The following is a 23,631-nucleotide window of genomic DNA, read 5'->3' as shown; positions in this document are numbered from 1 at the left end:
CCGGCTGAGATAGGCGCGGCCCCGATAGCATCGGCCGCCGACGGGCGAGACGGAGGCGGGTCCGGCATGGGTTTGCGCATGGTGGAGGCGGCGGACGCGGCCGTGGTCGCGGGCTGGGCGGGGACGGCCGACGAGTGCCGCCGCTGGTGCTCCCGCGACGAGGTGACCGCCGAGACCGTGACCGGCTGGGCCGCCGAGCCCGACGTCACGGCATACCTCCTGGTCGAAGGTGATGAAACGGTCGCCTACGGCGAGCTGTGGCTAGACGAAGAGGAGGGCGAGGCCGAGCTGGCCCGCCTGATCGTCGCCCCCGCCCACCGCGGCCGCGGCCTGGGTCGCCGCCTGGTCTCCGAGCTGACGGCACGCGCCCGGGACCACCACCCGGAGGTGTTCATGCGGGTGCACCCGGACAACACGGCCGCCCTGCGCTGCTACACCGGCGCGGGCTACCAGCACGTGCCGCAGGAGCTGGCCGACGAGTGGAACCGCGTCCAGCCGGTGCCGTACGTGTGGCTGCGCGCCCCGCAGGGGTGACCGCGCGAGTTCTTTAGCTCACGCAGGGGTGCCGCGGGACACGGGCACCGTGGCAGACTGACGCCGACGTGCTCCGGGGTCGGTGCAATTCCGAACCGGCGGTGACAGTCCGCGACCCGACCGCAGCCGGCGGCCGGTGGACCCGGTGAAACTCCGGGACCGACGGTGAAAGTCCGGATGGGAGGCAGCACGCGGCGACCGCACCGGTCGCGCCTGCGCGGTGGACGCCGCACGGGCGCGGGCGTACGCGGGTGTGCCGGGCCGTGCCCGCGCGCCCGGACGCACGGCCGACCGGCGGTGCGATCGTGCGCGCCCGCGCGACCAGGTTTCCCCGGGGACCCGACCGGATCCGACCGGAGGCCCCGTGAACATCCTCGAACAGCTCTTCTCCGCCCAGCTGACGGTCTTCGACCAGCACATCCTGTGGCGCGAGATCATCGGCAACGGGTTCGGCTTCGCCTCGGCGATCGGCGGGCTGCGCCGCCGCGTCTGGGCGTGGCCGGCCGGCATCATCGGCAACCTGCTGCTGTTCACCGTCTTCTTCGGGGTGGCGTTCGCCAACCCGCAGCACACGACCCTGTTCGGCCAGGCCGGCCGGCAGGTCTTCTTCATCGTGACGAGTGTGTACGGCTGGTGGCGCTGGCAGCAGGCCCGCCGCGAGCTGGCGCCGGGCGCTCCGGCGATCACGCCGCGCTGGGCGGGCGCCCGGGAGCGTCTGGCCTTCCTGGCGGTGTGGGCGCTCGGCGTGGTCGCCGTGCAGCAGGTGTTCTTCTGGTTCGGGGCGGGCTGGCCCGCTCCCCGCTGGTACTACTGGTGCGACGCGTGGATCTTCGTCGGCTCGGTGGTGGCCACGTACGCCATGGCGCGCGGCTGGCACGACTTCTGGCTGGCCTGGCTGGCGGTCGACGCGGTGGGCGTGCCGCTGCTGATCAAGTCGCACTTCTACCCGTCGGCGGTGCTCTACCTGGTCTACGGCGGCCTGGTCCTCTACGGCTTCACCGTCTGGCTCCGCTCGGCCGAACGCCCGGCACCCCGCCCCACCCCGCTGGACCAGCCCGCCACCGCCTGACCGCCCCGGCCGGACAGGGCACCGCCAAGATCCAGAGCCGGTGCTCCCGCCAAGATCGCCGTCTCGTGTCGAAAGCTGCGGTCTCACCGCACCTTCTGACACGAGACGGCGATCTTCGCCGGGCCGGCACGTCCAAGGGGATCAGTCTGACGGTGGATCAGGTGGCGCCTCGATCGCCACCTTGACCGGCCCGATCCGGAGCACGCCGTCGTCGAGGGGTGTGCACCGGATGCCGCCTCTGCCGCGTAGCGCGCGCCAGGCGCCGGGGGCGATCATGGCGTCCATCCAGGCGCACGGGTTCGCCGGCCGCTGCACCTTGAGCCGGACCGGCCCGTCACCGGTGTCCAGCACCAGCACCGAGCCGACCAGCGCGTCCACGTCGATGCCCGAGGTCAGGATGTTGCGGCGCACGTGCGTCAGGTCGGCCCCTTCCGGCAGCGACTCCGACGCGATCACGGTGATGCTCGCGTCGCGGTGGGCGGGCTTGGCGAAGTACCGGTCGCCGACGATGCCCAGCCCGGCCCGGATGCGTACCTCCTGGACGAGTTCGCCCGGCGGGGCCGGGTCCGGCCCGTCGGCCGGGCGCCCCTGGAAGCGGCGTACGGGCGAGGCCAGCAACTGTACGATCTGCGGCACAGCGCCGATTCTACGGAGCCCGCCCGCAGGGAATCCGGTTGCCGATCATCGATGCCGTTCCCTACCGTGACCCCGTGCCGACGGACATCGAGTGGTGGCAGGGGCGCCGCAGGTCCCCGCAGGAGAAGAAGGCGCTGAGCTACGCCAGGGACCGCCGCAACGACTACGGCGAGAACGACAAGAGCTCGCGCAAGAGCATCCGACGGAACAAGCGCACGCCGAACCGTGCTGACCGGCACCGCGAGCACCAGGCGCTGTCCGCGGCGACGGGCGCCGCCGAGCCGGAGGCGGCCGAGCGGGCCGAGGTGAAGCTGTACGCCAAGAAGTCGATGTGGCTGACCAAGCGCTGGCGCAAGTGCCGGGACACGCCGCTGGCGAGCGTCGTCGAGTACAAGCTGCGCCGCCGCGCCGAACTCGGCATGTCCGACGAGGCCGTGGTGGCCGAGCGGATCGGCCGGATCCGCCGCCGCCGGGCGTAGCGACGGGTCAGCAAGTCCGCGCCCGGCGGCCTACCATTCCCGGATGAGTGATCTTGGCAGCCGGGTGCCGATGGACCTCGCCGCGTACGTGCGCAGGTCCCGTTCCGGCACGTGCTTCGTCTGCGCGACCCTCGCCGGTGAGCCGGACTACGAGCACGAGCTGCTCTACGACGACGGCGTGCACGCGGCGTTCCTGAGCCGCTATCCGACCCTGGCCGGGTACACGCTGGTGGTGCCGCGCCGCCATGTCGAGGACGTGGTCCGTGACCTCACCGCGGAGGAGTATCTGGCGTTGCAGGCGGTGGTGCACCGGGTGGCGCGCGCGGTGGCCGCGGTGACCCGGCCGGAGCGCACCTATCTGCTGTCGCTGGGCAGCATGCAGGGCAACGCCCACGTGCACTGGCATGTCGCGCCGCTGCCGCCGGGGGTGCCCTACGAGCAGCAGCAGTTCCACGCGCTGATGGCCGAGCACGGCATCCTCGAGCTGACCCCGGCGCAGACGGCGGAGCTGGCCGGACGCATCCGGGCCGCGCTGGCGGCTTGACCTCAAGTCAGCTTGAAGTCCTAACGTCGGCGGCAACCGACGCGACCAGGAGTGACCATGCGCGCCATCCGCCAGTACGAGTTCGGCCCGGCCGAGAACCTGCGCTACGAGGAGGTCCCCGACCCGGTCCCGGGCGAGGGCCAGGTGCTGATCGAGGTCGAGGCAGCGGGCGTACACCTCATCGACACCACGATCCGCGGCGGCGGAGCAGTTCCGTTCCCGCTGCCGCAGCTGCCGATGACCCCCGGTCGCGAGGTCGCCGGCCGGGTGGCGGCCGCCGGGCCGGGCGCCGACCCGTCGTGGCTGGGCCGCCGCGTCGTCGCCCACCTGGGCATGACCAGCGGTGGGTACGCCGAGCGTGCCGTCGCCGCGCAGACCGCCCTGCACGAGATCCCGGAGCGGCTCAGCGCCGCCGCGGCAGTTGCCATGATCGGCACCGGCCGCACCGCCGTCGGTGTGCTGCGCCTGGCGAAGCTCCAGGAGGGCGACGCGGTGCTGGTCACCGGCGCGGCCGGCGGCCTGGGCACGCTGTTCGTGCAGGCGGCCCAGCGCGCCGGGGCACTGGTCGTGGGCGCGGCGGGCGGCCCCGGCAAGGTGGCCCGGGTGCAGCGCAACGGCGCCGACATCGCCGTCGACTACCGCGCGCCCGGCTGGGCTGACAAGGTGCGCGCCGAGCTGGGCGAGCGCGACCTGACCGTGGTGCTGGACGGAGTGGGCGGGGCCGAGGGCAGGGCCGCGCTGGAGCTGCTCGCCCCGGCCGGCCGCTTCCTGATCTTCGGCTGGTCCGCCGGCAGCGCAACGGAGATCACCACCCAGGACCTCTACGTCCGCGGCATCACCGCCTCCTCGGCCCTCGGCCCCGCGATGCTCAAGGTCGTCGGCGGCCTCCGCCCGCTGGAGGAGCAGGCCCTCCGCGAGGCCGCCGAGGGCTGGTTCACCCCCGCCCTCACCGAGTTCCCCCTGTCCGACGCGCCCCGCGCCCACACCGCCCTGCAGTCCCGCGCCACCGTCGGCAAGGTGATCCTGATCCCGTGACCCCGCCCTCTCCCGCGTCGATCTTGCGTGGACTGTGGGTGCGACACGCGCTATCCGGGCAAAAGGGCAACAGTTCATGCAAGATCGACGCGATCTTGGCGCGGGGCGAGCGGGCGAGCTGGGGAGATCGACGCGGGTGGTGGGGAGTGGCATAGGTTACGGTGCGGAAATGCGGGGGCTGGTAGCGTTGGCGTTGCCGGCACACCCGTGCGGGAGAGACCGCGTGCAGCGGCGCCGAAGGGGCAATTCCTCCCCGGAACCTCTCAGGCACCCGGACCGCAACGGGCAGGCGACTCTGGAGCGACGCCGCGACAGAGGGGGAGGACCTCACACGTCCTCGACCCCGGAGTCTCACATGAGCGCTTTCGTCGAACGTCACATCGGCCCCGGTCCCGACCAGACCGAGAAAATGCTCAACGCCATCGGCTACTCCTCGATCGAGGAGCTGATGGACGCCGCCATCCCCGAGGTGATCCGCTGGCACGGGGCGCTGGACCTGCCCGCCGCCGCGACCGAGGCCGAGACCCTCGCCGAGCTGCGCGCCTTCGCCGCCCGCAACACCGTGGCCACTTCCATGATCGGCCTGGGCTACTACGGCACGCACACCCCCGGCGTGATCAAGCGCAACGTGCTGGAGAGCCCGGCCTGGTACACGGCCTACACGCCGTACCAGCCGGAGATCAGCCAGGGGCGGCTGGAGGCCCTGCTCAACTTCCAGACCGTGGTCACCGACCTGACCGGCCTGGCCACCGCGAACGCCTCGATGCTGGACGAGGGCACCGCCGCCGCCGAGGCGATGACGCTGGCCCGCCGCTCGGCCAAGAGCAAGAGCAACGTCTTCGTGGTGGATGCGGACACCCTCCCGCAGACCATCGACGTGATCACCACCCGCGCCGAGCCGCTCGGCATCGAGGTGCGCGTGCTCGACCTGGACACCGAGCAGCTGCCCGAGGAGTTCTTCGGCCTGCAGCTGCAGTATCCGGGCGCCTCCGGCGCGCTGCGCGACCACGCGGCGCTGATCGAGACCGCGCACGCCCGCCAGGCCCTGGTCTCGGTGGCCGCCGACCTGCTGGCGCTGACCATCGTGCGCGCGCCGGGCAGCATCGGCGCCGACATCGCCTGCGGCAGCGCCCAGCGCTTCGGCGTGCCGATGGGCTTCGGCGGCCCGCACGCCGGCTACCTGGCCGTACGTGCCGGGCTGGAGCGCTCGCTGCCCGGCCGCCTGGTCGGCGTCTCCAAGGACGTCGACGGCACGAAGGCGTACCGGCTCGCGCTGCAGACCCGTGAGCAGCACATCCGCCGTGAGAAGGCGACCAGCAACATCTGCACCGCGCAGGTGCTGCTCGCCGTCATGGCCAGCATGTACGCCGTCTACCACGGCCCGGCGGGCCTGACGAAGATCGCGAAGCACGCCCACGACAGCGCCAGCCGCCTGGCGGTCAGCCTGCTCACCGGCGGTGTGGAGATCGCGCACACCGCGTTCTTCGACACCGTGACGGCCGTCGTGCCGGGCCGCGCGGAGACCGTGGTCGCCGCCGCCGAGCGCGACGGCATCAACCTGCGCCTGATCGACGCGGACCGGGTCGGCGTCTCCTGCGACGAGACCACCACGGTCGCCCACCTGGCGGCGGTCTGCGCCGCGTTCGGGGTGGAGCTGGCCGAGCCGCGGGAGGCGACCGCGATCCCGGCGCACCTGGTGCGCGATACGGAGTTCCTGACCCACGAGGTGTTCCGCAGCCACCACTCCGAGACGGCCATGCTGCGTTACCTGCGCCGCCTGTCCGACCTGGACTACGCGCTGGACCGGGGCATGATCCCGCTGGGCTCGTGCACCATGAAGCTCAACGCCACCACGGAGATGGAGGCGGTCACCTGGCCGGAGTTCGGTCAGCTGCACCCGTTCGCGCCGAAGCACCAGACCGCCGGCTACCGGGACATGATCGGGCAGCTGGAGGCATGGCTGGCCGAGGTCACCGGCTACGACGCGGTCAGCGTGCAGCCGAACGCCGGTTCGCAGGGCGAGCTGGCCGGCCTGCTGGCGATCCGGGCGTACCACCGCGCCAACGGCGAGGCGCACCGCGACGTGTGCCTGATCCCGTCCAGCGCGCACGGCACCAACGCGGCCAGCGCCGTGATGGCCGGCATGCGCGTGGTCGTGGTGGCCTGCGACGACTCCGGCAACGTGGACCTGGTCGACCTGGACCGGGCGATCGAGAAGCACCGCGACGACCTCGCCGCGATCATGGTCACCTACCCGTCGACGCACGGCGTGTACGAGACCGGCATCGCCTCGCTGTGCGCGAAGGTGCACGAGGCGGGCGGCCAGGTGTACGTCGACGGCGCGAACCTGAACGCGCTGGTCGGCTTCGCCAAGCCGGGCAAGTTCGGCGCCGATGTGTCGCACCTGAACCTGCACAAGACGTTCTGCATCCCGCACGGCGGCGGCGGCCCCGGCGTCGGGCCGGTCGCGGTGCGCTCGCACCTGGCTCCCTACCTGCCGGGCTCGTCGGACGTGTCGGCGATCAGCGCGGCCCCGCACGGCAGCGCGGGCATCCTGCCGATTCCGTGGGCGTACCTGCGCATGATGGGCCCGGAGGGCCTGGCGGCGGCGACCGGCACCGCGGTGCTGGCGGCGAACTACGTCGCGGCGCGGCTGCGCGAGCACTACCCGGTGCTGTACAGCGGCAACAAGGGCCTGGTCGCGCACGAGTGCATCCTCGACCTGCGGCCGATCACCAAGGCGACCGGCGTGACCGTGGACGACGTGGCCAAGCGCCTGATCGACTACGGCTTCCACGCGCCGACCATGTCGTTCCCGGTGGCGGGCACCCTGATGGTGGAGCCGACCGAGAGCGAGGACCTGGGCGAGCTGGACCGCTTCGTGAACGCGATGATCTCGATCCGCCGCGAGATCGACAAGGTGGGCGCGGGTGAGTGGCCGGCCGGGGACAACCCGCTGGTCAACGCGCCGCACACGGCGTCGATGGTGACTGGGGACTCCTGGGAGCACGCGTACCCGCGCTCGGTGGCGGCCTACCCGGGGCTGGCGGGCGCGTCCGAGCGCGCCGGAAAGTACTGGCCGCCGGTCCGGCGGATCGACGGGGCGTACGGCGACCGCAACCTGGTCTGCTCGTGCCCGCCGCCGGAGGCTTTCGCCTGAGGTCTGACGTCGCCGGCCCGGGGAGGCGTCCTGCGGGACGCGGGCTTCGGGCCGGCGCTTCGGGTGCGAGAATGTGCTTGATCTTCGGGGCGCGTCGTCGCGCCCCAGGTGAGGGCCGAAGGATCAGGCCATGGCGTGCACCGCGGGGCCGCGGTGCGGAGCGATGCTCGACCCGTCGGGGAGCAGTTCGCCGGTGTCCTCGAAGACGATGACGCCGTTGCAGAGCAGGCTCCAGCCCTGCTCAGGGAAGGATGCGACGACCTTCGCGGCGTCGTGGTCGATCGCGTCGGCTGAGGGGCAGACCGGTTGGTGCTGGCACAACATCGGGGTTCTCCGCGATTCGGTTAGGGGTGGTGGCGTTGGAAGCTCGGTCAGAGACTGTCCGGCGCCGGTGTGCTGTCGATCACAACAGTGACGCACGCTACCAAGTCGAACGAGCCTTTTACGAGCACGTAACGCAGGCCTTTTCTAACAATCAACCTTTCGGACGAGCGGAATGAAGCCGGTCGGTCTAGCTCCTACCCACGGGACGGCCAGGGATATTCCTGGCATTCCGGCAGTGTGTCGTGACCATGCGTGGGAACGCTCCCGGCTGGAGTGGCGGCGGGGCGACCCTGGCGACCCGTCCGCCCTGGTGGAGGCGTTCCTGACCCGCCACGGGCTGGCTGTCCGTGATCTGTCGGCCCGGACGGGTGATCCGGGGGACCACGAGGTCTGCGGCGCGGCGCTGTTCGTCTCGGCCGCGGGCGGAGCCGCCATGATCGGCGGTGCCGCCGGGGCGCCCAGCCCCGCGCCGGCCGTGCCGGACGTGGTCGTCGTGGTCTACGAACACGCCGCAACCGTACGCCCGCCGGAGCCCCAGGGTGGCGCGTTCGACCGATCTGCCGGTCCCTGGCGGCTGGGCCCGTGGCGGGCGTCCTGGACCCCTTCGCGCCATGCCCAGGCGGTCCAGGAGGTCCGGGAGGCGATCGCGCGCGGTGACGTCTACCAGGTCAACCTGGTCGGCCACGCATGCGCGGCGTACGCGGGCGACCCGCTGCCCGCGCTGCGCCGCCTCGCCCGGCTGCCCGGCGCCCGCTACGCCGGCATCCTGCAAGGCGAGGGCTGGGCGATCGGCTGCGCCTCCCCGGAGACGCTGCTGGAGGTGCGCGACGGCCGCGCGGTGACCCGGCCCATCAAGGGCACCGCCCCGGCCACCGCGGCCGGGCGCGCGGAGCTGCTCGCCTCGCCCAAGGAACGCGCCGAGCACATCATGATCGTCGACCTGCAGCGCAACGACCTGTCCCACGTCGCCGTCACCGGCTCGGTGCGGGTGCCGGAGCTGTTCGCGGTGCGCCGCTGGGCCGACCTGTGGCAGGCTGAATCCGAGGTGACCTGCCTGGTCCGGCCCGGCACCGGCCTGGCCGAGCTGCTGCGCGCGGTCTGCCCGGGCGGCTCGGTCACCGGCGCGCCGAAGCTCGCCGCGCTGCGCGAGATCGCCGCGCTGGAGCCGGTCGGCCGCGGCGTCAGCATGGGCGCGCTGGGCTGGATCGGCCCCACGGGGATCGATCTCGGCCTGACCATCCGCACCGTGGTCGCCGACGGCGACGACGTGCACGTGTGGGCGGGCGGCGGCATCACCATCGACTCCGACCCCGCCGCCGAGGTCGCCGAGGCCGCCGCCAAGGCAGCCCCCGTCCGCGCCCTCCTCCACGGCCTGGTCTGACGCCCCCCTTCGTCACGCGACTCTTGAACGATCGCGGCCACAGGACATGCCTGTGGCCGCGAGTCGTCAAGGGTTGCGCGCCGGGGTCACTCCTGGAAGTCGAAGATGGCGGCGCGCAGGACGTTGCCGATGTCGTACGAGCGCTCGGAGCTGTACGTGTTGACGCCGGTGGCGGACGAGATCTTCGCCATCGCGGCGCTGTTCGACGGCTTGCCGAGGGCGATCGTGATCACCTTGACCGGCTTGTTGCCGTCGGCGTTCTTGATCTTGTCGACGAGCTGGTCGAGCTTGAGGCCCTGCAGCTGGTCGTCGTCGGCGCCGTCGGACAGCAGCACGATCATGTTGGTCGCGCCCTCGACGTAGTTCTTCTGCATGTTCTGGTACGCCGCCCACACCGTGTCGTACATGCCGGTGTTGCCGCCCGGCTCGAGGCCGTTGAGCCTGCTCTTGAGCTGGGCACGGCGCGACTTGCCGTCCACGTCGTCGGTGAGCTTGCCCAGGCTGACCACCTCGCGGTAGGCCTTGGTGCCCGACTGCTGCGAGGAGAACACCCACAGGCCCATCTGCACGTCGTCGCCGAACATGTCGACGGCCTCGCGCGCCCCGGCCTTGGTCAGGTCCAGCTTCGTCTGACCGGTGCCGCGCACCAGGCCGCCCATGGAGCCCGACACGTCGAGCACCATCAGCATGTTGGTGGGCCGGGTCAGCGCGGTCCAGGTGTCCACGGTCCGGGTGATCGACTCGGACAGCAGCACGCCGCCGGGCAGCGCGGTCAGCTTGCTGACCACGCCGTTGGCCGGGGTCAGCTTCGGGCCGGGCACCCGGTTGGAGTCGCGGTAGCCCTGCTCGCGCACGGCGTCGCGGGCCGCGTCGCCGCTGATGTAGTTCAGGAAGGCCTCGGCCGCGCCGATCCGCTCCGGGCTGGTCCAGCCCGCGTTCTTCAGCACCAGGTACGGGTTGTCCGCCTCGGTGGTGGCGTTCTTCGGGTAGAGGGCGACCAGCGGCAGGTCGGGGTGCTCGGCGTTGTGCCGCACGATGTCCTGCTCCAGCGCCGGGAACGCGTTGACGGTCTTGCCCGCGCCCTTGACGTACTCGGCGAACAGCTCGTCGGTGGTGCTGGTGTAGACGGCCAGGCGCTGCTCCAGCGAGAACACGCGGCCCAGCTCGGTCGGGTCGACCTCGGTGTTGTCGTCCGCGTCGATGATCGCCGACAGCGCCAGCAGGCCCGCGGTGGAGGTGGCGGGGTTGCTCATGCCGACCTTGACCGACGAGTTCTGCGCGAGCTTGTCCAGCAGGTCCTTCCAGTCCAGCTGCGCGTCGGGCCAGCCGAACGTCTCCGCGGCGGCCTTCGGCATCGCGATGACCACGGGCGTACGCGCCACGCTGGGCAGGCGGTCGGGCAGCAGCTGGTCGGCGACGGCGCTCTTGGCGGCGGCGGCCTTGACCCAGGCGCTCGACGGCGGCACCCACACGTCGGGCGCGGGGCCGGAGGTGGCCGTGTCCCAGTCGTGCGCCAGCGCCTGCACGGTCGCGGCGGTCTCCTGCTCACCGATCTGCACCGAGGCGCAGATGCCGTCGACGGACGGGTTGGTGTCGGACCACTTGTCGGCCAGGGAGCGCAACAGCTGGGCCGTGCCGGGCGCGGCCACGACGGTGGCCTGGGCGCTGCCGCTGCACGCGTTCTTGATCAGGTATACGTACCCGATGGTCAGACCGGAACCGACCAGCACGACCGACATCGGGATGACGATCCAAGGTGCGATGCGGCGCTTCCGGCCGCCGCGCCGGTGCGATCGGACCGCGGAGCTACGGCCGTTCGGCATCGGGGCCTCCGCTTTCAGGGGTGTCGAGGGGGGCGTTGAGGGGGGTGTATCGCACCACACACCGGTGGTGGACCGGCACAGTCTAGGACGCTGTCAAGCCGGGCCGAACAGCCCGGACCGACTCGTGATCATCCGATTCGCTGGGTACACCGCAGGGTCACTCTGCGCGGTCGAGCACGACGAAGTCCGGCTGCGGATGGCGCAGGAACCCGTGGTGCGAGATGTCCCACCCGTACGCCCCGGTGCGGGCGAACAGCAGCACGTCGCCGGCGCGCAGCCGATCCACCTCCTGGCCGCGGGTCAGCACGTCGCGCGGCGTGCACAGCTCGCCGGCCGCGTCCACCGCGACCCCGCCCACCTCCGGCCGCGCCCAGGGGTAGTCCCACCGCTCCACCGGCAGCACCGTGAACGGGTGGCTGTAACCCCACGCGGCGGGCAGCCGGAAGTGGTGGGTGCCGCCGCGCAGCACCGCGAACCAGCGCCCGTGCGTGTGCTTGAGGTCGAGCACCTCGGCGGCGTACCAGCCCGTGTCGGCGGCCAGCCACCGGCCGGGCTCCACCACCAGCTCGACCCCCTCCGGCACCGCCACCCGCAGCTCGTCCAGCGGGAACGCCGCGCCGCCGGTGTAGTCGACGCCGAAGCCGCCGCCCGCGTTGACCGTACGCAGCGGCACGCCCAGCTCCTTCGACGTGGCCGCCGACCAGCGCAGCGCCTCGGCCAGGAACGCGCTGTGCGCGGCGGCGTCGAGGTTGTTGGACACCGCGTGCAGGTGCCAGCCGGCCAGGTCCAGCCCCGGCAGCGACCGGGCCAGCGCCACCACCTCGGGCAGCTGCGCCTCGTCCACCCCGAACGGCGTCGGCGCGCCGGTCATCGCGTGCGTGCCGGGCAGCGCCGCCCCGGCGCGGTTGACCCGCAGCGTGATCGTCGCGGTCGTCCCGGCCCGATCCGCGAGCAGGCTGAGGCGGCGCAGCTCGTGCGGGCTCTCCACGTTCACCGTCGCGCCCAGGCGCAGCGCGTGGGCCAGCTCGGCGTCGGTCTTGGCCGGGCCGCCGAACACGATCCGGCGCGCGTCCGCCGCCTCGGCCAGGGCCAGCTCGCCGCCCGAGGCGACCTCCAGCCCGTCGCAGGCCGCGGCAGCCGCCGCGACGATCGCCGGGTGCCCGTTGGCCTTGACCGCGTAGCAGACGGTCACCCCCGGCAGCGCCGCCCGCAGCGCGGCGACCCGCGCGGCGAGCACGGCCGGGTCGTACACGTACGCGCACACCGGCGACGCCAGCCCGCGCACCGCCGCCGCGACCCGCTCCGGCACGGCCGCCCGCCCGCTCCCGCCGCCACCACTCATGATCGAAGCTTCCGCCATGCCGTTAGAACAGCACGGTGGAGGTGCCGATCACCGCAGGGGGTCGTGCAGCGGGTTCTGCACGGGCACGTAGAGGTCGCCTGCCCCGGCCAGCCGCATCCGGGTGAGCGCCTTGTGGGGCACCGTGGGCGCGGTGTAGAAGGCGTGGTCGGGGTGGCCGGCCAGGGCCTCGTCGACCACGTCGCGGACGATCTGCCAGGCGGCGGCCTCGTCGAGCGCGTGCGACTGGCCCAGCCGCAGCACCAGCTCGCCCAGGTGCGCCTGGAACGCGGTGTACGCCACCTTCGCCAGCAGCACGGCCTCGTCCTCGGTGCCGATCACCGAACCGGGCCACAGGTGCAGCGAAGCTCCCGAGGCGGCGAGGCGCGGCTGGTGTACCCGCAGCCCGGCCAGGTCCCGCAGGGCAAGCCGGTGCGGCACGCCGCCCACGAAGGTGGGCACGCAGTTCTGCAGGTGCGCCTCCAGGCCGATGCCGTGCCGGGCGGCCAGCGCCAGCACCGGCGGCAGCAGCAGCGCGGCGTACTCGCCCAGGAACCCCGCCGCCGCGGCCGACGAGGAGCCGCCCCGGGTGCGCGCGTACCGGTCGACCAGGCCCGCGAGCAGCGTACGGCCGGTCACCGGGTCGGTCGCGGCCAGCGCGCTGGCCGGATACGGCTGCTCGCCGGGGGCCAGCCGCCCGCCCAGGCCGTCGCGGGCGATGGTGCTCAGCTGGCGGCCGTCCTCCAGCAGCCCGGCGACGCCCATCGGCTCGGCCATCAGCAGCACGCGCTCGCCGCCGGGCACCCGCTCCAGCAGCCGCGACAGCACCCGGCTCAGCTCCGGGCCGTTGCGGGTGGAGGCGATGGAGATGCTGCGCCGGGTCGAGGTGACCTGGATGTCCAGCGACAGTTTGAGATAGGTCGCGCCCGCGGGCAGCACGGTGCGCAGCGCGGCGGTGGGCCGGGCGGGCAGCACCTGGTCGAGCACGCGCAGCGTGCCGTCGGCGAACAGCTCCGGGTGGCGGCCGGTCAGGTGGCGCAGCTGCCAGATGTGCACGGGCAGCAGCCGCCGCCCGCCGGGCACGGCCACGCCGAGCCGCTCGGACAGGTCGTCGCCCAGCGCCAGCTCCGGCCGCACGGAGAGGAACCCGATCGCGGTCGACTCGCTCTCCAGATCGTGGGCGATCATGTCGCCGGTGCCCCAGCCGAGCCGGGTGCGCCCGCACGGGTGCAGGTTGTGCCCCTCGACCGCGAGCTGCTCCAGCCGCACCGTGCGCTCGTCGGGCGGCGCGCCGTCGAGCAGCGCGGGCAGGTCGGCGACCCCGTTGGCGGCCGCGGCGGCGCGATGTCCCGGGTCCTGTTCGGACCGGCGGGCGTACGCGAGCGCGAGCCCGTGCACCGCGCTGTCCAGCTCCGCGCGCAGCCCCTCGTGGGACACCAGGTCGACCGGGTCGGCGTCGACCGGGTCGAGCAGCACCCGGTCGAACGCGTGGCGCCGCCCGCGGAAACGGGCTCGGGCGTCGCCGAGGTCCTCCCGCCACAGCGCCTCGGCCAGCCGGGTCGCCACCGTGACCCGGGCCCGGGGCAGCGCGGCGGCATACCCGTCGAGCAGGTGCGGGGCGAGTTCGGCGAGTTCCGCGCCGATCGGGTCGGTGAGCGGGCGCATCAGGCGGCCAGCGGGTTCGGCAGGGACGCCCACACGTCGGTGAGCGGGTCGGCGGCCAGGCGCATCGCCGTGGTCGCCTTCAGCGGCAGCGGCTCGCCGAGCACGGCGCGCGCGTCGGCCACGGCGTTCGGCGGCAGGCCGTCGTACACCACCTCCACCCGCTCGCGGACCAGGCGCCACAGCAGGTCGGGGACGACGCCGTACTCCCGGGACAGCACCGCGATCGGCTCGCCGAGCGCGACCGCGAAACCCGAGGCCAGCACCTTGGCGCGCAGCTCGGCCGGGTCGTCAGAGGCCAGGTCGCCGTGCAGGGCCGGGACGTCGGCGCCGTGGCGGCGCAGCCGCTGCGGGCTCAGCCGCACCCCGCCGACGTCGCGATAGGACAGCCCGGTGGGGCGGCCGTGGCTGAGGGTGACCAGGAGGTTCTGGCCGTGGGCCTCCAGCGCGGCGCCCCGGTGCAGCAGCGTGAGCAGCACCGGCACGACCAGCGCGGCCAGGTCGGCGAGGAAGCCCGCCGGGTGCCCGCCGTAGCCGAGGGTCACCGCCTCGCGGATCAGCGGCCGCCCGTCCGCGGGGGACGGCGCGGCCAGCGCGGCGATCGGCAGGATCACCTCGTTCGGGCCGGGCCGGGGCGCGCGCCGGGCCACCACGGCCAGGCTGCGCAGCGGCGTGCCGTCGTCGCCGAGCACCGCGCCGGCCGCGAGCTCCGGCCACACCTTGAGCCCGAGGTCGGCCGACAGCGTGGTCAGCAGCCGGGACACGACCGGCCCGTTGCGCACGGCGGCGGGGGAGACGATGCGCACGGCGCTGGTCATCTGCACGTCGACGGCGGTCTTGTAGTGCCGGGTCGGGTCGCCCACCGCCGCGAGCGTGCGCAGCGACATCAGCGGCCGGGCGGCGATCTTCTCGCCGGTGGGCTTCAGGAACGGGTACGCCGACAGCACGTGCTCACGCTGCCACGGGTGCACCGGCAGCCGCGGCGCGAGCCCCGCGCCCGTGGTCAGCCAGCGCTTCGGGGGCACGGCGTACACCTCCAGCGTCACCGTGGGGCGGTGCTCGGGGGCGTACGCCAGCATCTCGGCCTCGCTCATGCCGATGCGGGTGCGGCAGCAGGGGTGCAGCGGGTGACCGTCCACGACGGACTGCTCCAGCAGCGCGAGCCCGTCGGCCCGCCCGGCCAGCACCTCCAGGGCCGGCGGCCCGCCCTGGGGGCCCGGCTGCGCGGCGCGGGCCAGCGCCAGCCCGGCCAGGCTGCTCCGGATCTCCGTGGCCAGCCGCACCGCGTCACCGGGCAGCCGCACCGCCCGCAGCAGCTCCACCGGATCGTCGACCGCGACCGTGTCGGTGACCAGGCGCATCCCCTCCGGCGGCACCGCGAACGGCAGCGCCAGCGCCGTCGAGCCGATGATCCGCTCGCCGCCCGGGAGGGTGACCCGGGTGTCGCCGCCGTACGCCTGCCGCTGCACACCCGGCAGCGGCTCGCGCACCAGCGCCCCCCACAGCCGGGCCAGGATCGCGGCACGCGCGCCGGCCATCGAGTCGGTCACCCTAGGCACGGTGTTGATGGTCGGCCCCCTCGTCCCGGCAGCTTGGAGATCCAGTGTGGACCACGAGAGCCGCACCCGGCCAGCCACCCGCCCCTCACCCTAGCGTCCTAGGACCGCTTACAGACCGTGACGCCCTCCACGAAAGGAAGGGCACCTTGTTAACGGTTTCCGTAGTAGAAGGTGCCCTTCTTAACTCTCGCCGTGGGTGCGGGCAGGCGGTCGCGCGCGATGCCCCGTCAGCGGTGGCCGGTGCGCTGGGCGCCGATGCCGGCGGTGACGACGAACGCGACGCCGAGCACCTGCAGCGGCTGGGGGGTCTGGTGGAGCAGGGTCGCGCCGACCCCCAGCGCGAACGCGGGCTCCAGGCACATCAGCGTGCCGAACGCGGCGACCGTCAGCCGCCGCAGCGCCAGCAGCTCCAGCGCGAACGGCAGCACCGGCAGCAGCAGCGCCAGCCACGCGGACTGGGCGAGCACGGCCCAGCTCAGACCGGGCAGCGCCTGCGGCAGGCCGACCACAGCGGCGGCCACCGCACTGGCGGGCATCGCGATGGCCAGCCCTTTCACGCCGCTGAAGCTGTCGCCGACGCGCTGCGTGAGCAGGATGTACCCGGCCCAGCAGACTGCGGCGACCAGCGCGAACAGCACGCCGGCCAGGTTGATGCCGCCGCTCCAGGGCCGGGTCAGCGCGAGCACCCCCGCCAGCGCGAGCACCGGCCAGAGCAGCCCCCACCGGCCGGTACGCCGCAGCACCGCCAGCGACAGCGGCCCGAGGAACTCCAGCGCGACGGCCGTGGCCAGCGGGATCCGGGCGATCGACTCGAAGAACGAGACGCTCATGACCGCGCTGACCGCGCCGAGCGCGACGGCCCCGGCGAGGTCGCGGCGGGACTGGGCGCGCAGCCAGCGCAGCGACGGCCGGGCGATGACGATGAAGAACAGGGCGGCCCAGCAGCCGCGCAGCCAGGCGGTCCCGGCGGGGCCGACGTCGTCGAACAGGCGTGTCGAGGCGGCGGCGCCGACCTGCACGGAGAGCATCGACCCGAGGATCAGCGCGACCGCCGGGGCGGTGCGCTGCCGGCGGGCGGTGCTGGTGGCGACGTCGACTGCGGTCATCACTCCATGTGACCGGATGGCGATCATGCGCGTCCACCACGGGTCTGCGGACTGACCGTCCGCGGATCGCGGATGATGGAGCCGTGGACACCAGGCTGCTGCGGGTGCTCGTGGAGCTGGCGGACCGGGGCACGCTGCGCGCGGTCGCCCAGGCCACGGGTTATGGCACCTCCGCGGTCTCGCAGCAGCTGGCGGCGCTGACCCGCGAGGTGGGTACACCGCTGGTCGAGCGCTCCGGGCGGACGGTCCGGCTGACCCCGGCCGGGCGGCGGCTGGTGGGTCACGCCCGGCCGATCCTGGCGGCGGTGGACGCGGCCCGTTCGGCGCTGGCGCGGGGCGGGGAGCCGGGCGGCACGGTGCAGGTGGCGGCGTACGCCACGGTGCTGTCGGGCGACCTCATCCCGGTGGTGCAGGAGCTGGCGGTGTCCCATCCGGGGTTACAGGTGATGCTGCAGGAACGGGAGCCGCCGGAGGTGACCCGGCTGCTGGACGAGGACCGGGTCGATCTGGGCTTCGTGTACGACTACGACCTGGTCCCGCGAGAGTTCGCCGGGTACGCGGTGCGCCGGCTGTGCGAGACGCCGCTGATGCTGGCCGTGCCGGCGGGCCGGGCGCTGCCGGAGGTGATCGACGAGCCGGCCCGGCTGTCGGCGCTGGCGGGGCAGTCGTGGGTGGTGAACTCGCGCGGCCCGGACGACGACGAGCTGGCCACGCGGGTGTGCGCGCTGGCGGCGTACCGGCCGATGATCGAGCATCGGGCGGACAGCCTGGATCTGGTGCTGGACCTGGTGGCGGCGGATCTGGGGGTGGCGCTGCTGGCGGCGGTGGTGGCGCCGCGGCCGGGGGTGCGGTTCGTGCCGATGCCGGGGCTGCCGGTGCGGCGGCGCATGTTCGCCATCACCAGGCCCGGCCGGCAGCACTGGCCGGCCGTGGCGCTGGTGATCGAGCGGGTGGCCGCGCACGCGGCCGGGTGGGCGCGCTCAGGCGAGCCACTGGTCGTAGGACAGGCGGGCGATCAGGGCGAGCACGACGACGAGCAGCACGATGCGTACGAAGCCTGAGCCGCGCTTGAGCGCCATCCGCGCGCCGATCTGCGCGCCGACGATGTTGCAGACGGCCATCGCGGCGCCGAGCTGCCACCAGACATGCCCGTCGATCGCGAACACGATGAGCGCGCCGAGGTTGGTGCCCGCGTTGACGATCTTGGCCATGGCGGAGCCGTGCAGGAAGTCCGCGCCGATCACCGTGGTGAAGGTGAGCACCAGGAAGGTGCCGGTGCCGGGCCCGATCATGCCGTCGTAGAGGGCGATGACGCCGCCCGCCAGCGCGACGGCCAGCGCGGCCCGGCCGGTGGTGCGCCGCTCGGGATGCGGGTAGATGCCGCTGCTGGGCCGGAACGTGACGAACAGGGCGACGGCGACCAGGATGCCGAGCACGACGGGCCGGTACACGTCCTTGTTCGGCGTCAGCGCGATGGCGAGCCAGGCGCCGAAGCCGGAGACGACGATCGCGATGAGGCCGGCCGGGCCGGCGACGCGCCAGTCGATGCGGGTGCGGCGGGCGTACGTGATCGCGGCGCTGGTGGTGCCCGCGATGGCGGTCATCTTGTTGGTGCCGAGCACGGTGGCCAGCGGCGTCTGGGGCAGGCCGATGAGCAGTGCGGGCAGCAGGAGCAGGCCACCGCCGCCGACCACGGCGTCCACCCACCCTGCGGCGGTGGCGGCGGTCAGCAGCAGCGTGAGGCTACCGGCGTCCATGGGCGGTGCTGGGGGTGGCGCAGGTGCTATTGATCATGATTTGCGGCGCTGGGTGGCGAGCCACATCCCGATCGCCCCGATGGCGATGAAGAGCAGCATGAAGCAGACGAGGGCCTTGAACACCCGGCAACCATAGCGGGCCGAACGCCGGATGCGCGCCGGGCGGTCGGCGTAGGTTGGGCGTTGGCTGGACCCCCGGGCCGGACACCGGATGGAGGTTCACGCATGTCCACGCGCAGGGTGCTGACCGGCGTCGCCGCGGTCCTGGCGGTCGCGCTCACGTTCGCGGTGGCCGCTCCGGCGGCCGCGGCCGCACGGAAACAGACGAAACCGACGATCGTGCTGGTACACGGCGCGTTCGCGGACTCGTCGAGCTGGAACGCGGTGATCCCGCTGCTGCAGGCGCAGGGCTATCCGGTGGTCGCGGCGCCCAACGCGCTGCGCGGGGTGAGCAGCGACGCCGCGGAGGTGGCCGCGCTGCTCAAGACCATCTCCGGGCCGATCGTGCTGGTCGGGCACTCCTACGGCGGCAGTGTGATCTCGAACGCGGCCGAGGGCAACCCGAACGTCAAGGCGCTGGTGTACGTGTCCGCGTTCGCGCCGGAGGTGGGGGAGAGCGCGGCGTCGCTGTCCGGCAAGTTCCCGGGCAGCACGCTCGCGCAGGCGCTGGCGCCGCCGGTGGCGCTGGCCGGTGGCGGCAGGGACCTGTACATCGACCGGGCGAAGTTCCGCGATCAGTTCGCGGCCGACGTGCCCGAGGCGCTGGCCGCGCAGATGGGAGCGGGGCAGCGGCCGATCACCGAGGCGGCGCTGAACGAGGCGTCCCCGGCGGCGGCGTGGAAGAACATCCCGTCCTGGTTCGTGTACGGGACAGCCGACAAGAACATCCCGCCGCAGGCGCTGGCGTTCATGGCCCAGCGGGCGGGCGCGAAGGAGTCCGTGGCCGTGGACGGCGCGTCGCACGTGGTGATGGTGTCCCAGCCGGACCGGGTGGCCCAGGTCATCCAGAACGCGGCGGCCACCGCCACCCAGTGAGGTGTTAAGAAGGGCACCTTCTACCACGGACAACGGTAAGAAGGTGCCCTTCCTTTCTCACTCGTCGAAGCCGAAGTCCATGTCGACGTCGAAGACCTCTTCGGCGATCTCGCCGGCGACCATGCCGCCGACGAAGCCCGCGGCCGCACCGGCGGCTACGCCGCCCATGCCGTGCCCGCGGTGCCCGTGGCCGTGACCGCCGTGACCGTGCCCGCTGAACCCATGCCCGCCGTGGCCGCCGCCGTAGTGCGGGGCGTGGCGGTCCAGGGCCTGGCGGATCCAGCCGTCGACGGCCGAGGGCCAGTCGGTGCCGGCGGCGTCGGCGTGGCTGACGTGGTGGCGGCTGAACGTGTCGTGCGAGCCGAGGAAGCCGCGCTTGTCGAACTCCAGCACCACGTCCATGCCGTGCGCGCTGGTGACGAAGGTCAGCTCCAGCTGGCGCATGCGGCCCGCGTACGCCTGCGACGGGTAGAACTCGATCTCCTGGTAGAACGGCAGCGTCTGGTGCACGCCGTGGATGCGGCCGCGCTCCAGGTCCGCGCGGCTGAAGCGGAACCCGAGCCGGGTGAACGCCTCCATGACCGCGGCCTGGACCGGCAGCGGCTCGATGCGCACCGGGTCGAGGTCGGTCTTGTCGACGGCCTTGGCCACCGACAGCTCCGTGCGCACACCCATCGTCATGCCGTGCAGCGGGGTGCCGTAGAAGCTGGTCACCGGCGCCTCCCACGGCACCTCGACGGTGAACGGCAGCTGGTGGCTCGCCCCGGCGGGCAGGGTGAACGAGCCGGTCAGGTGCACCCGGTGGAACTCGACGGTGGCGTCGTACTCGCTGTCGTGGCCCTCCACCTCGACCCGGGTGACCAGGCCCAGCGAGACGTACTCGATCAGGGTGTCGTGGTCGCCGCCCTTGATGTGGACGGTGCCGGACAGGGTGCCGCCGGGCTGGACGACGGGGGTGGCGAGCACGGTGTCGACCGACGGGCCGCCCACGCCGAAGGCGGCGAGCATCTTCTTGAAGACCACTGAACTACATCTCCTCTGGTGCCGGTCCTGGTGACCTGCGCTGTCACCTTCCTATCAAACGAGGTCCAGTCGGCCGCCCGGCCAGTTGCGGCGCAGCCAGCGGTCGTGACTGGCGACCACGACGGCGCCCGGGGCGCGGCCGAGGGCGTCTTCGAGTTCGTCGGCCAGGGCCGGGGACAGGTGGTTGGTGGGTTCGTCGAGCAGCAGCAGGTGCGGCGGGTCGGCGATGAGCAGCGCCAGCGCGACGCGTCGGCGCTGGCCGACGCTGAGCACGCCGACCGGCCGGTCCAGGTCGCGCGGGGCGACGAGGCCGAGTTCCACCAGGGGTATGGCCGCGCCGGTGCGCTCGTAGAGGGCGCGCGGCGTGGCGGCCGGGTCGGCGAACCGGTCGTCCTGGGCCAGCAGCCCTACCCGCAGCCCGCGGCGGCGGGTGACGCTGCCCGAGGCGGGACGCAGCTGCCCGGCGAGCACCGCGAGCAGCGTCGACTTGCCCGCCCCGTTCGGTCCGGTGATCAGCAGCCGGCCGTCGGCGGGCAGGTCGAGCCGGTCCAGTCGCAGCCGTCCGGGCACGTGCACGTCCCGCAGTGCCAGTGCGACGGTGTCTTGCTCCGCGGAGATGCCGGCCTCCGGGAGGTTCGCCGGCGCGCTGCCGGGCGATGACCCGACCGCGCGGGACGAGGCGCTTTCGCGGGACGAGGCGCCGCCGGGGGAGGCGGCGCCAGGCGCCGGGGCTGCGGTGAGCGCGGGTGCCTGGAAGTGCAGCAGCGGCGGCGGCTTGCGGATCGGGTCGCGTTCGAGCACGGCCAGGCGCTGTTCGGCGTTGCGGACGCGGCGGGAGATCTGGGCCTGCACCCGCGCGCCGTGCCGGTTGTAGCCCATCTTGTTGCCGTCGCGGGGCGGGCGGCCGTAGGCGACCTGCCGGGCCGTGGTGGCCGCGGACTCCCGCAGCGCCGCGATCTCGGCCTGCTGGTCGGCGAAGGCCCGTTCCCAGCGCGCCCGCTGGTCGCGTTTGGCCTGCTGGTATGCGGTGTAGGCGCCGCCGTAGCGGACCAGTCCGCCGTGGGCGGTGTCGCCGGGGTCGAGGTCGACGATGTCGGTGCAGACCTCGTCGAGGAAGACCCGGTCGTGGCTGGCGACCACGACGACGCCTGGGAGCCGGCGTAGTTGCTGTTCGACGAACGCGACTGCCTCGTCGTCGAGGTGGTTGGTGGGCTCGTCGAGCAGCAGCGCGGCGGGTCTGCGTACCAGCAGCGCGGCCAGCGCGACGCGGGAGCGCTGCCCGCCGGACAGGGTGCCCAGCGTGCGGCCGTGGTCGAGTGCGGCCAGGCCGAGGCCGTGCATGACCAGCTCGGCGCGGCGCTCGGCGTCCCAGGCGTCGACCTGCTCGGCGCGGGCCAGCGTCTCGGCGTAGGCGTCGAGCTGCGCCGGGCCGGTGAGGTCGGCGCTGAGCTGGTCGAGGCGGGCGAGCAGGTCGCGGCTCTCGCGCAGTGCCTCGGCGAGTACGTCGGCGATGGTGTCGCCGGGTTCGTACGGCAGCTCCTGGTGCAGCAGGCCGATGTCGCCGGGCCGCTCGATGCGGCCGCCGTCGGGGGTGTCGGCGCCGGCGAGCAGCCGCAGCAGGGTGGACTTGCCGGCGCCGTTCTCGCCGACGAGGCCGACGCGGCGGCCGGGGGCGACGGTGAGGTCGACGCCGTCGAGGACACGGCGGTCCCCGAAGAGCTTGACAAGATCAACAGCAATGAGGGATCGAGCACGCATGAGCACCACCGGAAGGGTTTCGCGGGAGAGCCTGCCGGGCGCACAGCGCCTCGGTCACAGGCCGGTCGGTGATGTCACAGCTCCATAGTGGGGCCAGCCTAACGACCGGCCCCACCGCACTGCCAGTGATTTACGCCCGCTCCACCAGCGGCAGGTATTCCGGGTGGTCCTGCACCCAGCGGCGCACGAACGAGCAGGCCGGGACCACGCGCACGTCGTCGGCGGCCGCGCCCGCCAGCGCCGCCGCGCACAGCATCGCGCCGATGCCGCGCCCGCGGGCCTCCGGCTCGACCCCGGTGTGGTCGAACACGATCATCCCCGGTTTGCGGTAGTAGGTCAGCACGCCGAGCAGCCGCCCGCTCTCGCGTGCCTCGTACCGGCTGCTCTCCGGGACCTCGACGACCTCGACCTCCACCATTGCCTCCCCCTTGCCTGTTCCTATCGCGCCGGTACGGGCGCGATCTTGTCCAGCTCGGCCAGCTCGTCGGCGGTCGGCTCCCAGTCCGCGGCGGCCGCGTTCGCGGCGACCTGCGCCGGGCTGGTCGCGCCCGCGATGACCGAGCCGCAGCCCGGCTGCGCGGCCAGCCAGCCGATCGCGACCCTGCCCAGCTCGTGACCGCGCTCGGCCGCCCAGCCGGCCAGCGCCTCGACCGTGTCCAGCCGCTCGTCGGTGATGAATCCGGCCTGGTCCTTGGCCAGCCGGCTGTCGGCGGGCGCATCCTGGCCGCGGCGCACCTTGCCCGTCAGCAGCCCGTTGGCCAGCGGGAAGAACGGCAGCACGCCGAGCCCGAAGTGCCGGGCGGCGGGCACCACCTCGATCTCGCTGCCGCGCTCCAGCATCGACCAGTGGTTCTGCGCGCTGACGAACGGCGTCACGCCCATCGCCTGCGCCAGCCGGGCCGCGTCGGCGATCTGCCAGCCCGCGAACTGCGAGCTGCCGATATAGCGCACCTTGCCCTCGGTGACCAGCTCGTGCAGCGCCGCCAGGGTCTCCGCCAGGGGCGTGACCGGGTCGGGCGTGTGCAGCTGGTAGAGGTCGATGTGGTCGGTGCCCAGCCGCCGCAGCGACTCCTCGACCGCGCGCCGGATGTACTTGCGGCCGCCCTTGCCGCCCGCGGCCGGGCCGTAACCCATGTCCGCGCCCTGGTGGCCGAACTTGGTGGCCAGCACCACCTGGTCGCGGCGTCCCTTGAGGACCTCGCCGAGCATCGACTCCGACGCCCCGATCGCGGTGGCGCGGCCGTAGATGTCGGCGGTGTCGAAGAACGTGATGCCCGCGTCGATCGCGGCGTCGACGACGGCACGGGTGCCGTCCAGGTCCAGCCGCCACCCGAAGTTGTTGCAGCCGAGCCCGACCGCCGACACGATCAGCCCGGACTCACCCAGTGCCCTGTAACGCATGATCGC

Annotated in this window: 21 protein-coding genes and 2 riboswitches; of the genes, 9 read left to right on the top strand and 12 right to left on the bottom strand. The window is 73.3% G+C overall.

The annotated features are described in order from the left end of the window. Nucleotides 1–66 precede the first annotated feature (66 nt). Complete coding sequence (locus Cba03nite_RS31605; protein ID WP_203754149.1) at nt 67–534, top strand: GNAT family N-acetyltransferase; 468 nt, start codon at nt 67–69, stop codon at nt 532–534. A 66-nt stretch (nt 535–600) separates the two neighbouring features. Continuing rightward, a riboswitch (FMN riboswitch) is annotated at nt 601–727 on the top strand. 171 nt (nt 728–898) lie between these two features. Further along, complete coding sequence (locus Cba03nite_RS31600; RefSeq protein ID WP_203754147.1) at nt 899–1,603, top strand: nicotinamide mononucleotide transporter family protein; 705 nt, start codon at nt 899–901, stop codon at nt 1,601–1,603. 141 nt (nt 1,604–1,744) lie between these two features. Here Cba03nite_RS31600 and Cba03nite_RS31595 read toward each other — a convergent pair whose 3' ends face one another. Then, a complete protein-coding gene (locus Cba03nite_RS31595; RefSeq protein ID WP_203754145.1) occupies nt 1,745–2,239 on the bottom strand; it encodes a molybdenum cofactor biosysynthesis protein in 495 nt (164 codons plus the stop codon). A gap of 74 nt (nt 2,240–2,313) precedes the next feature. Between Cba03nite_RS31595 and Cba03nite_RS31590 the strand changes: the two genes are divergently transcribed. The 4 genes from Cba03nite_RS31590 (at nt 2,314) to gcvP (ending at nt 7,457) form a co-directional block, all read left to right on the top strand. After that, nucleotides 2,314–2,718 (top strand): hypothetical protein, encoded by a 405-nt coding sequence (locus Cba03nite_RS31590; RefSeq protein ID WP_203754143.1) that lies wholly within the window; start codon nt 2,314–2,316, stop codon nt 2,716–2,718. 43 nt (nt 2,719–2,761) lie between these two features. Next, complete coding sequence (locus Cba03nite_RS31585; RefSeq protein ID WP_203754141.1) at nt 2,762–3,262, top strand: HIT family protein; 501 nt, start codon at nt 2,762–2,764, stop codon at nt 3,260–3,262. 57 nt (nt 3,263–3,319) lie between these two features. Further along, nucleotides 3,320–4,297 carry a zinc-binding dehydrogenase gene (locus Cba03nite_RS31580; protein ID WP_203754138.1) on the top strand — a complete coding sequence of 326 codons (978 nt, stop codon included), beginning with the start codon at nt 3,320–3,322 and terminating at the stop codon, nt 4,295–4,297. A 200-nt stretch (nt 4,298–4,497) separates the two neighbouring features. After that, nucleotides 4,498–4,586: riboswitch (glycine riboswitch) on the top strand. A 66-nt stretch (nt 4,587–4,652) separates the two neighbouring features. After that, the gene (gene gcvP, locus Cba03nite_RS31575; RefSeq protein WP_203754135.1) at nt 4,653–7,457 is read left to right on the top strand and encodes an aminomethyl-transferring glycine dehydrogenase; all 2,805 of its coding nucleotides are present in this window, start codon (nt 4,653–4,655) and stop codon (nt 7,455–7,457) included. Nucleotides 7,458–7,580: 123 nt separating this feature from the next. On the opposite strand, the gene Cba03nite_RS31570 is transcribed toward gcvP, so the two are convergent. Beyond that, nucleotides 7,581–7,778 carry a DUF5999 family protein gene (locus tag Cba03nite_RS31570; RefSeq protein WP_120321268.1) on the bottom strand — a complete coding sequence of 66 codons (198 nt, stop codon included), beginning with the start codon at nt 7,776–7,778 and terminating at the stop codon, nt 7,581–7,583. Between the two features lie 175 nt (nt 7,779–7,953). Here Cba03nite_RS31570 and Cba03nite_RS31565 point away from each other — a divergent pair, with 175 nt between their 5' ends. Beyond that, nucleotides 7,954–9,162: a chorismate-binding protein gene (locus tag Cba03nite_RS31565; protein ID WP_203754132.1), complete on the top strand. Its 1,209-nt coding sequence runs from the start codon at nt 7,954–7,956 to the stop codon at nt 9,160–9,162. 86 nt (nt 9,163–9,248) lie between these two features. Here Cba03nite_RS31565 and Cba03nite_RS31560 read toward each other — a convergent pair whose 3' ends face one another. From Cba03nite_RS31560 to Cba03nite_RS31540, 5 genes are all read right to left on the bottom strand, one after another. Continuing rightward, the gene (locus Cba03nite_RS31560; RefSeq protein ID WP_203754129.1) at nt 9,249–10,901 is read right to left on the bottom strand and encodes a substrate-binding and VWA domain-containing protein; all 1,653 of its coding nucleotides are present in this window, start codon (nt 10,899–10,901) and stop codon (nt 9,249–9,251) included. A 241-nt stretch (nt 10,902–11,142) separates the two neighbouring features. Beyond that, nucleotides 11,143–12,327 carry an alanine racemase gene (locus Cba03nite_RS31555; RefSeq protein ID WP_203754126.1) on the bottom strand — a complete coding sequence of 395 codons (1,185 nt, stop codon included), beginning with the start codon at nt 12,325–12,327 and terminating at the stop codon, nt 11,143–11,145. A gap of 48 nt (nt 12,328–12,375) precedes the next feature. Further along, entirely contained in the window at nt 12,376–13,989 is a 1,614-nt protein-coding gene (locus Cba03nite_RS31550; RefSeq protein ID WP_203754123.1) for an IucA/IucC family protein, read from the bottom strand. Next, complete coding sequence (locus tag Cba03nite_RS31545; protein WP_203754120.1) at nt 13,989–15,545, bottom strand: IucA/IucC family protein; 1,557 nt, start codon at nt 15,543–15,545, stop codon at nt 13,989–13,991. Before Cba03nite_RS31545 ends, Cba03nite_RS31550 begins: the two co-directional genes overlap by 1 nt. A 227-nt stretch (nt 15,546–15,772) precedes the next feature. After that, nucleotides 15,773–16,651: an EamA family transporter gene (locus Cba03nite_RS31540; protein WP_203754117.1), complete on the bottom strand. Its 879-nt coding sequence runs from the start codon at nt 16,649–16,651 to the stop codon at nt 15,773–15,775. Nucleotides 16,652–16,734: 83 nt separating this feature from the next. Here Cba03nite_RS31540 and Cba03nite_RS31535 point away from each other — a divergent pair, with 83 nt between their 5' ends. Continuing rightward, on the top strand, nt 16,735–17,712 hold the full coding sequence (locus Cba03nite_RS31535; RefSeq protein ID WP_203754114.1) for a LysR family transcriptional regulator: 978 nt from the start codon (nt 16,735–16,737) through the stop codon (nt 17,710–17,712). Here the strand turns inward: Cba03nite_RS31535 and Cba03nite_RS31530 are convergent. Then, nucleotides 17,632–18,408: a sulfite exporter TauE/SafE family protein gene (locus tag Cba03nite_RS31530; RefSeq protein WP_203754111.1), complete on the bottom strand. Its 777-nt coding sequence runs from the start codon at nt 18,406–18,408 to the stop codon at nt 17,632–17,634. The genes Cba03nite_RS31535 and Cba03nite_RS31530 overlap by 81 nt on opposite strands. Before the next feature lie 225 nt (nt 18,409–18,633). On the opposite strand from Cba03nite_RS31530, the gene Cba03nite_RS31525 reads away from it, so the two are divergent. After that, the gene (locus Cba03nite_RS31525; protein WP_203754109.1) at nt 18,634–19,443 is read left to right on the top strand and encodes an alpha/beta fold hydrolase; all 810 of its coding nucleotides are present in this window, start codon (nt 18,634–18,636) and stop codon (nt 19,441–19,443) included. Between the two features lie 57 nt (nt 19,444–19,500). Here the strand turns inward: Cba03nite_RS31525 and Cba03nite_RS31520 are convergent, their stop codons facing one another. From Cba03nite_RS31520 to Cba03nite_RS31505, 4 genes are all read right to left on the bottom strand, one after another. Next, complete coding sequence (locus tag Cba03nite_RS31520; RefSeq protein ID WP_203754107.1) at nt 19,501–20,466, bottom strand: sporulation protein; 966 nt, start codon at nt 20,464–20,466, stop codon at nt 19,501–19,503. Nucleotides 20,467–20,520: 54 nt separating this feature from the next. Then, entirely contained in the window at nt 20,521–22,224 is a 1,704-nt protein-coding gene (locus Cba03nite_RS40090) for an ABC-F family ATP-binding cassette domain-containing protein (protein WP_239126146.1), read from the bottom strand. A 130-nt stretch (nt 22,225–22,354) separates the two neighbouring features. Further along, nucleotides 22,355–22,642 (bottom strand): GNAT family N-acetyltransferase, encoded by a 288-nt coding sequence (locus Cba03nite_RS31510; protein WP_203754105.1) that lies wholly within the window; start codon nt 22,640–22,642, stop codon nt 22,355–22,357. A 20-nt stretch (nt 22,643–22,662) separates the two neighbouring features. Next, nucleotides 22,663–23,625, bottom strand: a complete 963-nt coding sequence (locus Cba03nite_RS31505; RefSeq protein ID WP_203754103.1) for an aldo/keto reductase — start codon at nt 23,623–23,625, stop codon at nt 22,663–22,665. Nucleotides 23,626–23,631: the final 6 nt, after the last annotated feature.

This window comes from Catellatospora bangladeshensis, assembly GCF_016862575.1.
GTDB lineage: Bacteria > Actinomycetota > Actinomycetes > Mycobacteriales > Micromonosporaceae > Catellatospora > Catellatospora bangladeshensis.
This window is presented reverse-complemented; position numbering and strand designations above follow the sequence as displayed.

Coding starts and splice junctions, on each gene's coding strand:
- Cba03nite_RS31605 (WP_203754149.1), top strand. CDS start 67: ATGGGTTTGCGCATGGTGGAGGCGGCGGACGCGGCCGTGGTCGCGGGC.
- Cba03nite_RS31585 (WP_203754141.1), top strand. CDS start 2,762: ATGAGTGATCTTGGCAGCCGGGTGCCGATGGACCTCGCCGCGTACGTG.
- Cba03nite_RS31580 (WP_203754138.1), top strand. CDS start 3,320: ATGCGCGCCATCCGCCAGTACGAGTTCGGCCCGGCCGAGAACCTGCGC.
- gcvP (WP_203754135.1), top strand. CDS start 4,653: ATGAGCGCTTTCGTCGAACGTCACATCGGCCCCGGTCCCGACCAGACC.
- Cba03nite_RS31565 (WP_203754132.1), top strand. CDS start 7,954: ATGAAGCCGGTCGGTCTAGCTCCTACCCACGGGACGGCCAGGGATATT.
- Cba03nite_RS31560 (WP_203754129.1), bottom strand. CDS start 10,901: ATGTCGGTCGTGCTGGTCGGTTCCGGTCTGACCATCGGGTACGTATAC.
- Cba03nite_RS31555 (WP_203754126.1), bottom strand. CDS start 12,327: ATGAGTGGTGGCGGCGGGAGCGGGCGGGCGGCCGTGCCGGAGCGGGTC.
- Cba03nite_RS31550 (WP_203754123.1), bottom strand. CDS start 13,989: ATGCGCCCGCTCACCGACCCGATCGGCGCGGAACTCGCCGAACTCGCC.
- Cba03nite_RS31540 (WP_203754117.1), bottom strand. CDS start 16,651: ATGACCGCAGTCGACGTCGCCACCAGCACCGCCCGCCGGCAGCGCACC.
- Cba03nite_RS31530 (WP_203754111.1), bottom strand. CDS start 18,408: ATGGACGCCGGTAGCCTCACGCTGCTGCTGACCGCCGCCACCGCCGCA.
- Cba03nite_RS31525 (WP_203754109.1), top strand. CDS start 18,634: ATGTCCACGCGCAGGGTGCTGACCGGCGTCGCCGCGGTCCTGGCGGTC.
- Cba03nite_RS40090 (WP_239126146.1), bottom strand. CDS start 22,224: ATGCGTGCTCGATCCCTCATTGCTGTTGATCTTGTCAAGCTCTTCGGG.
- Cba03nite_RS31510 (WP_203754105.1), bottom strand. CDS start 22,642: ATGGTGGAGGTCGAGGTCGTCGAGGTCCCGGAGAGCAGCCGGTACGAG.
- Cba03nite_RS31505 (WP_203754103.1), bottom strand. CDS start 23,625: ATGCGTTACAGGGCACTGGGTGAGTCCGGGCTGATCGTGTCGGCGGTC.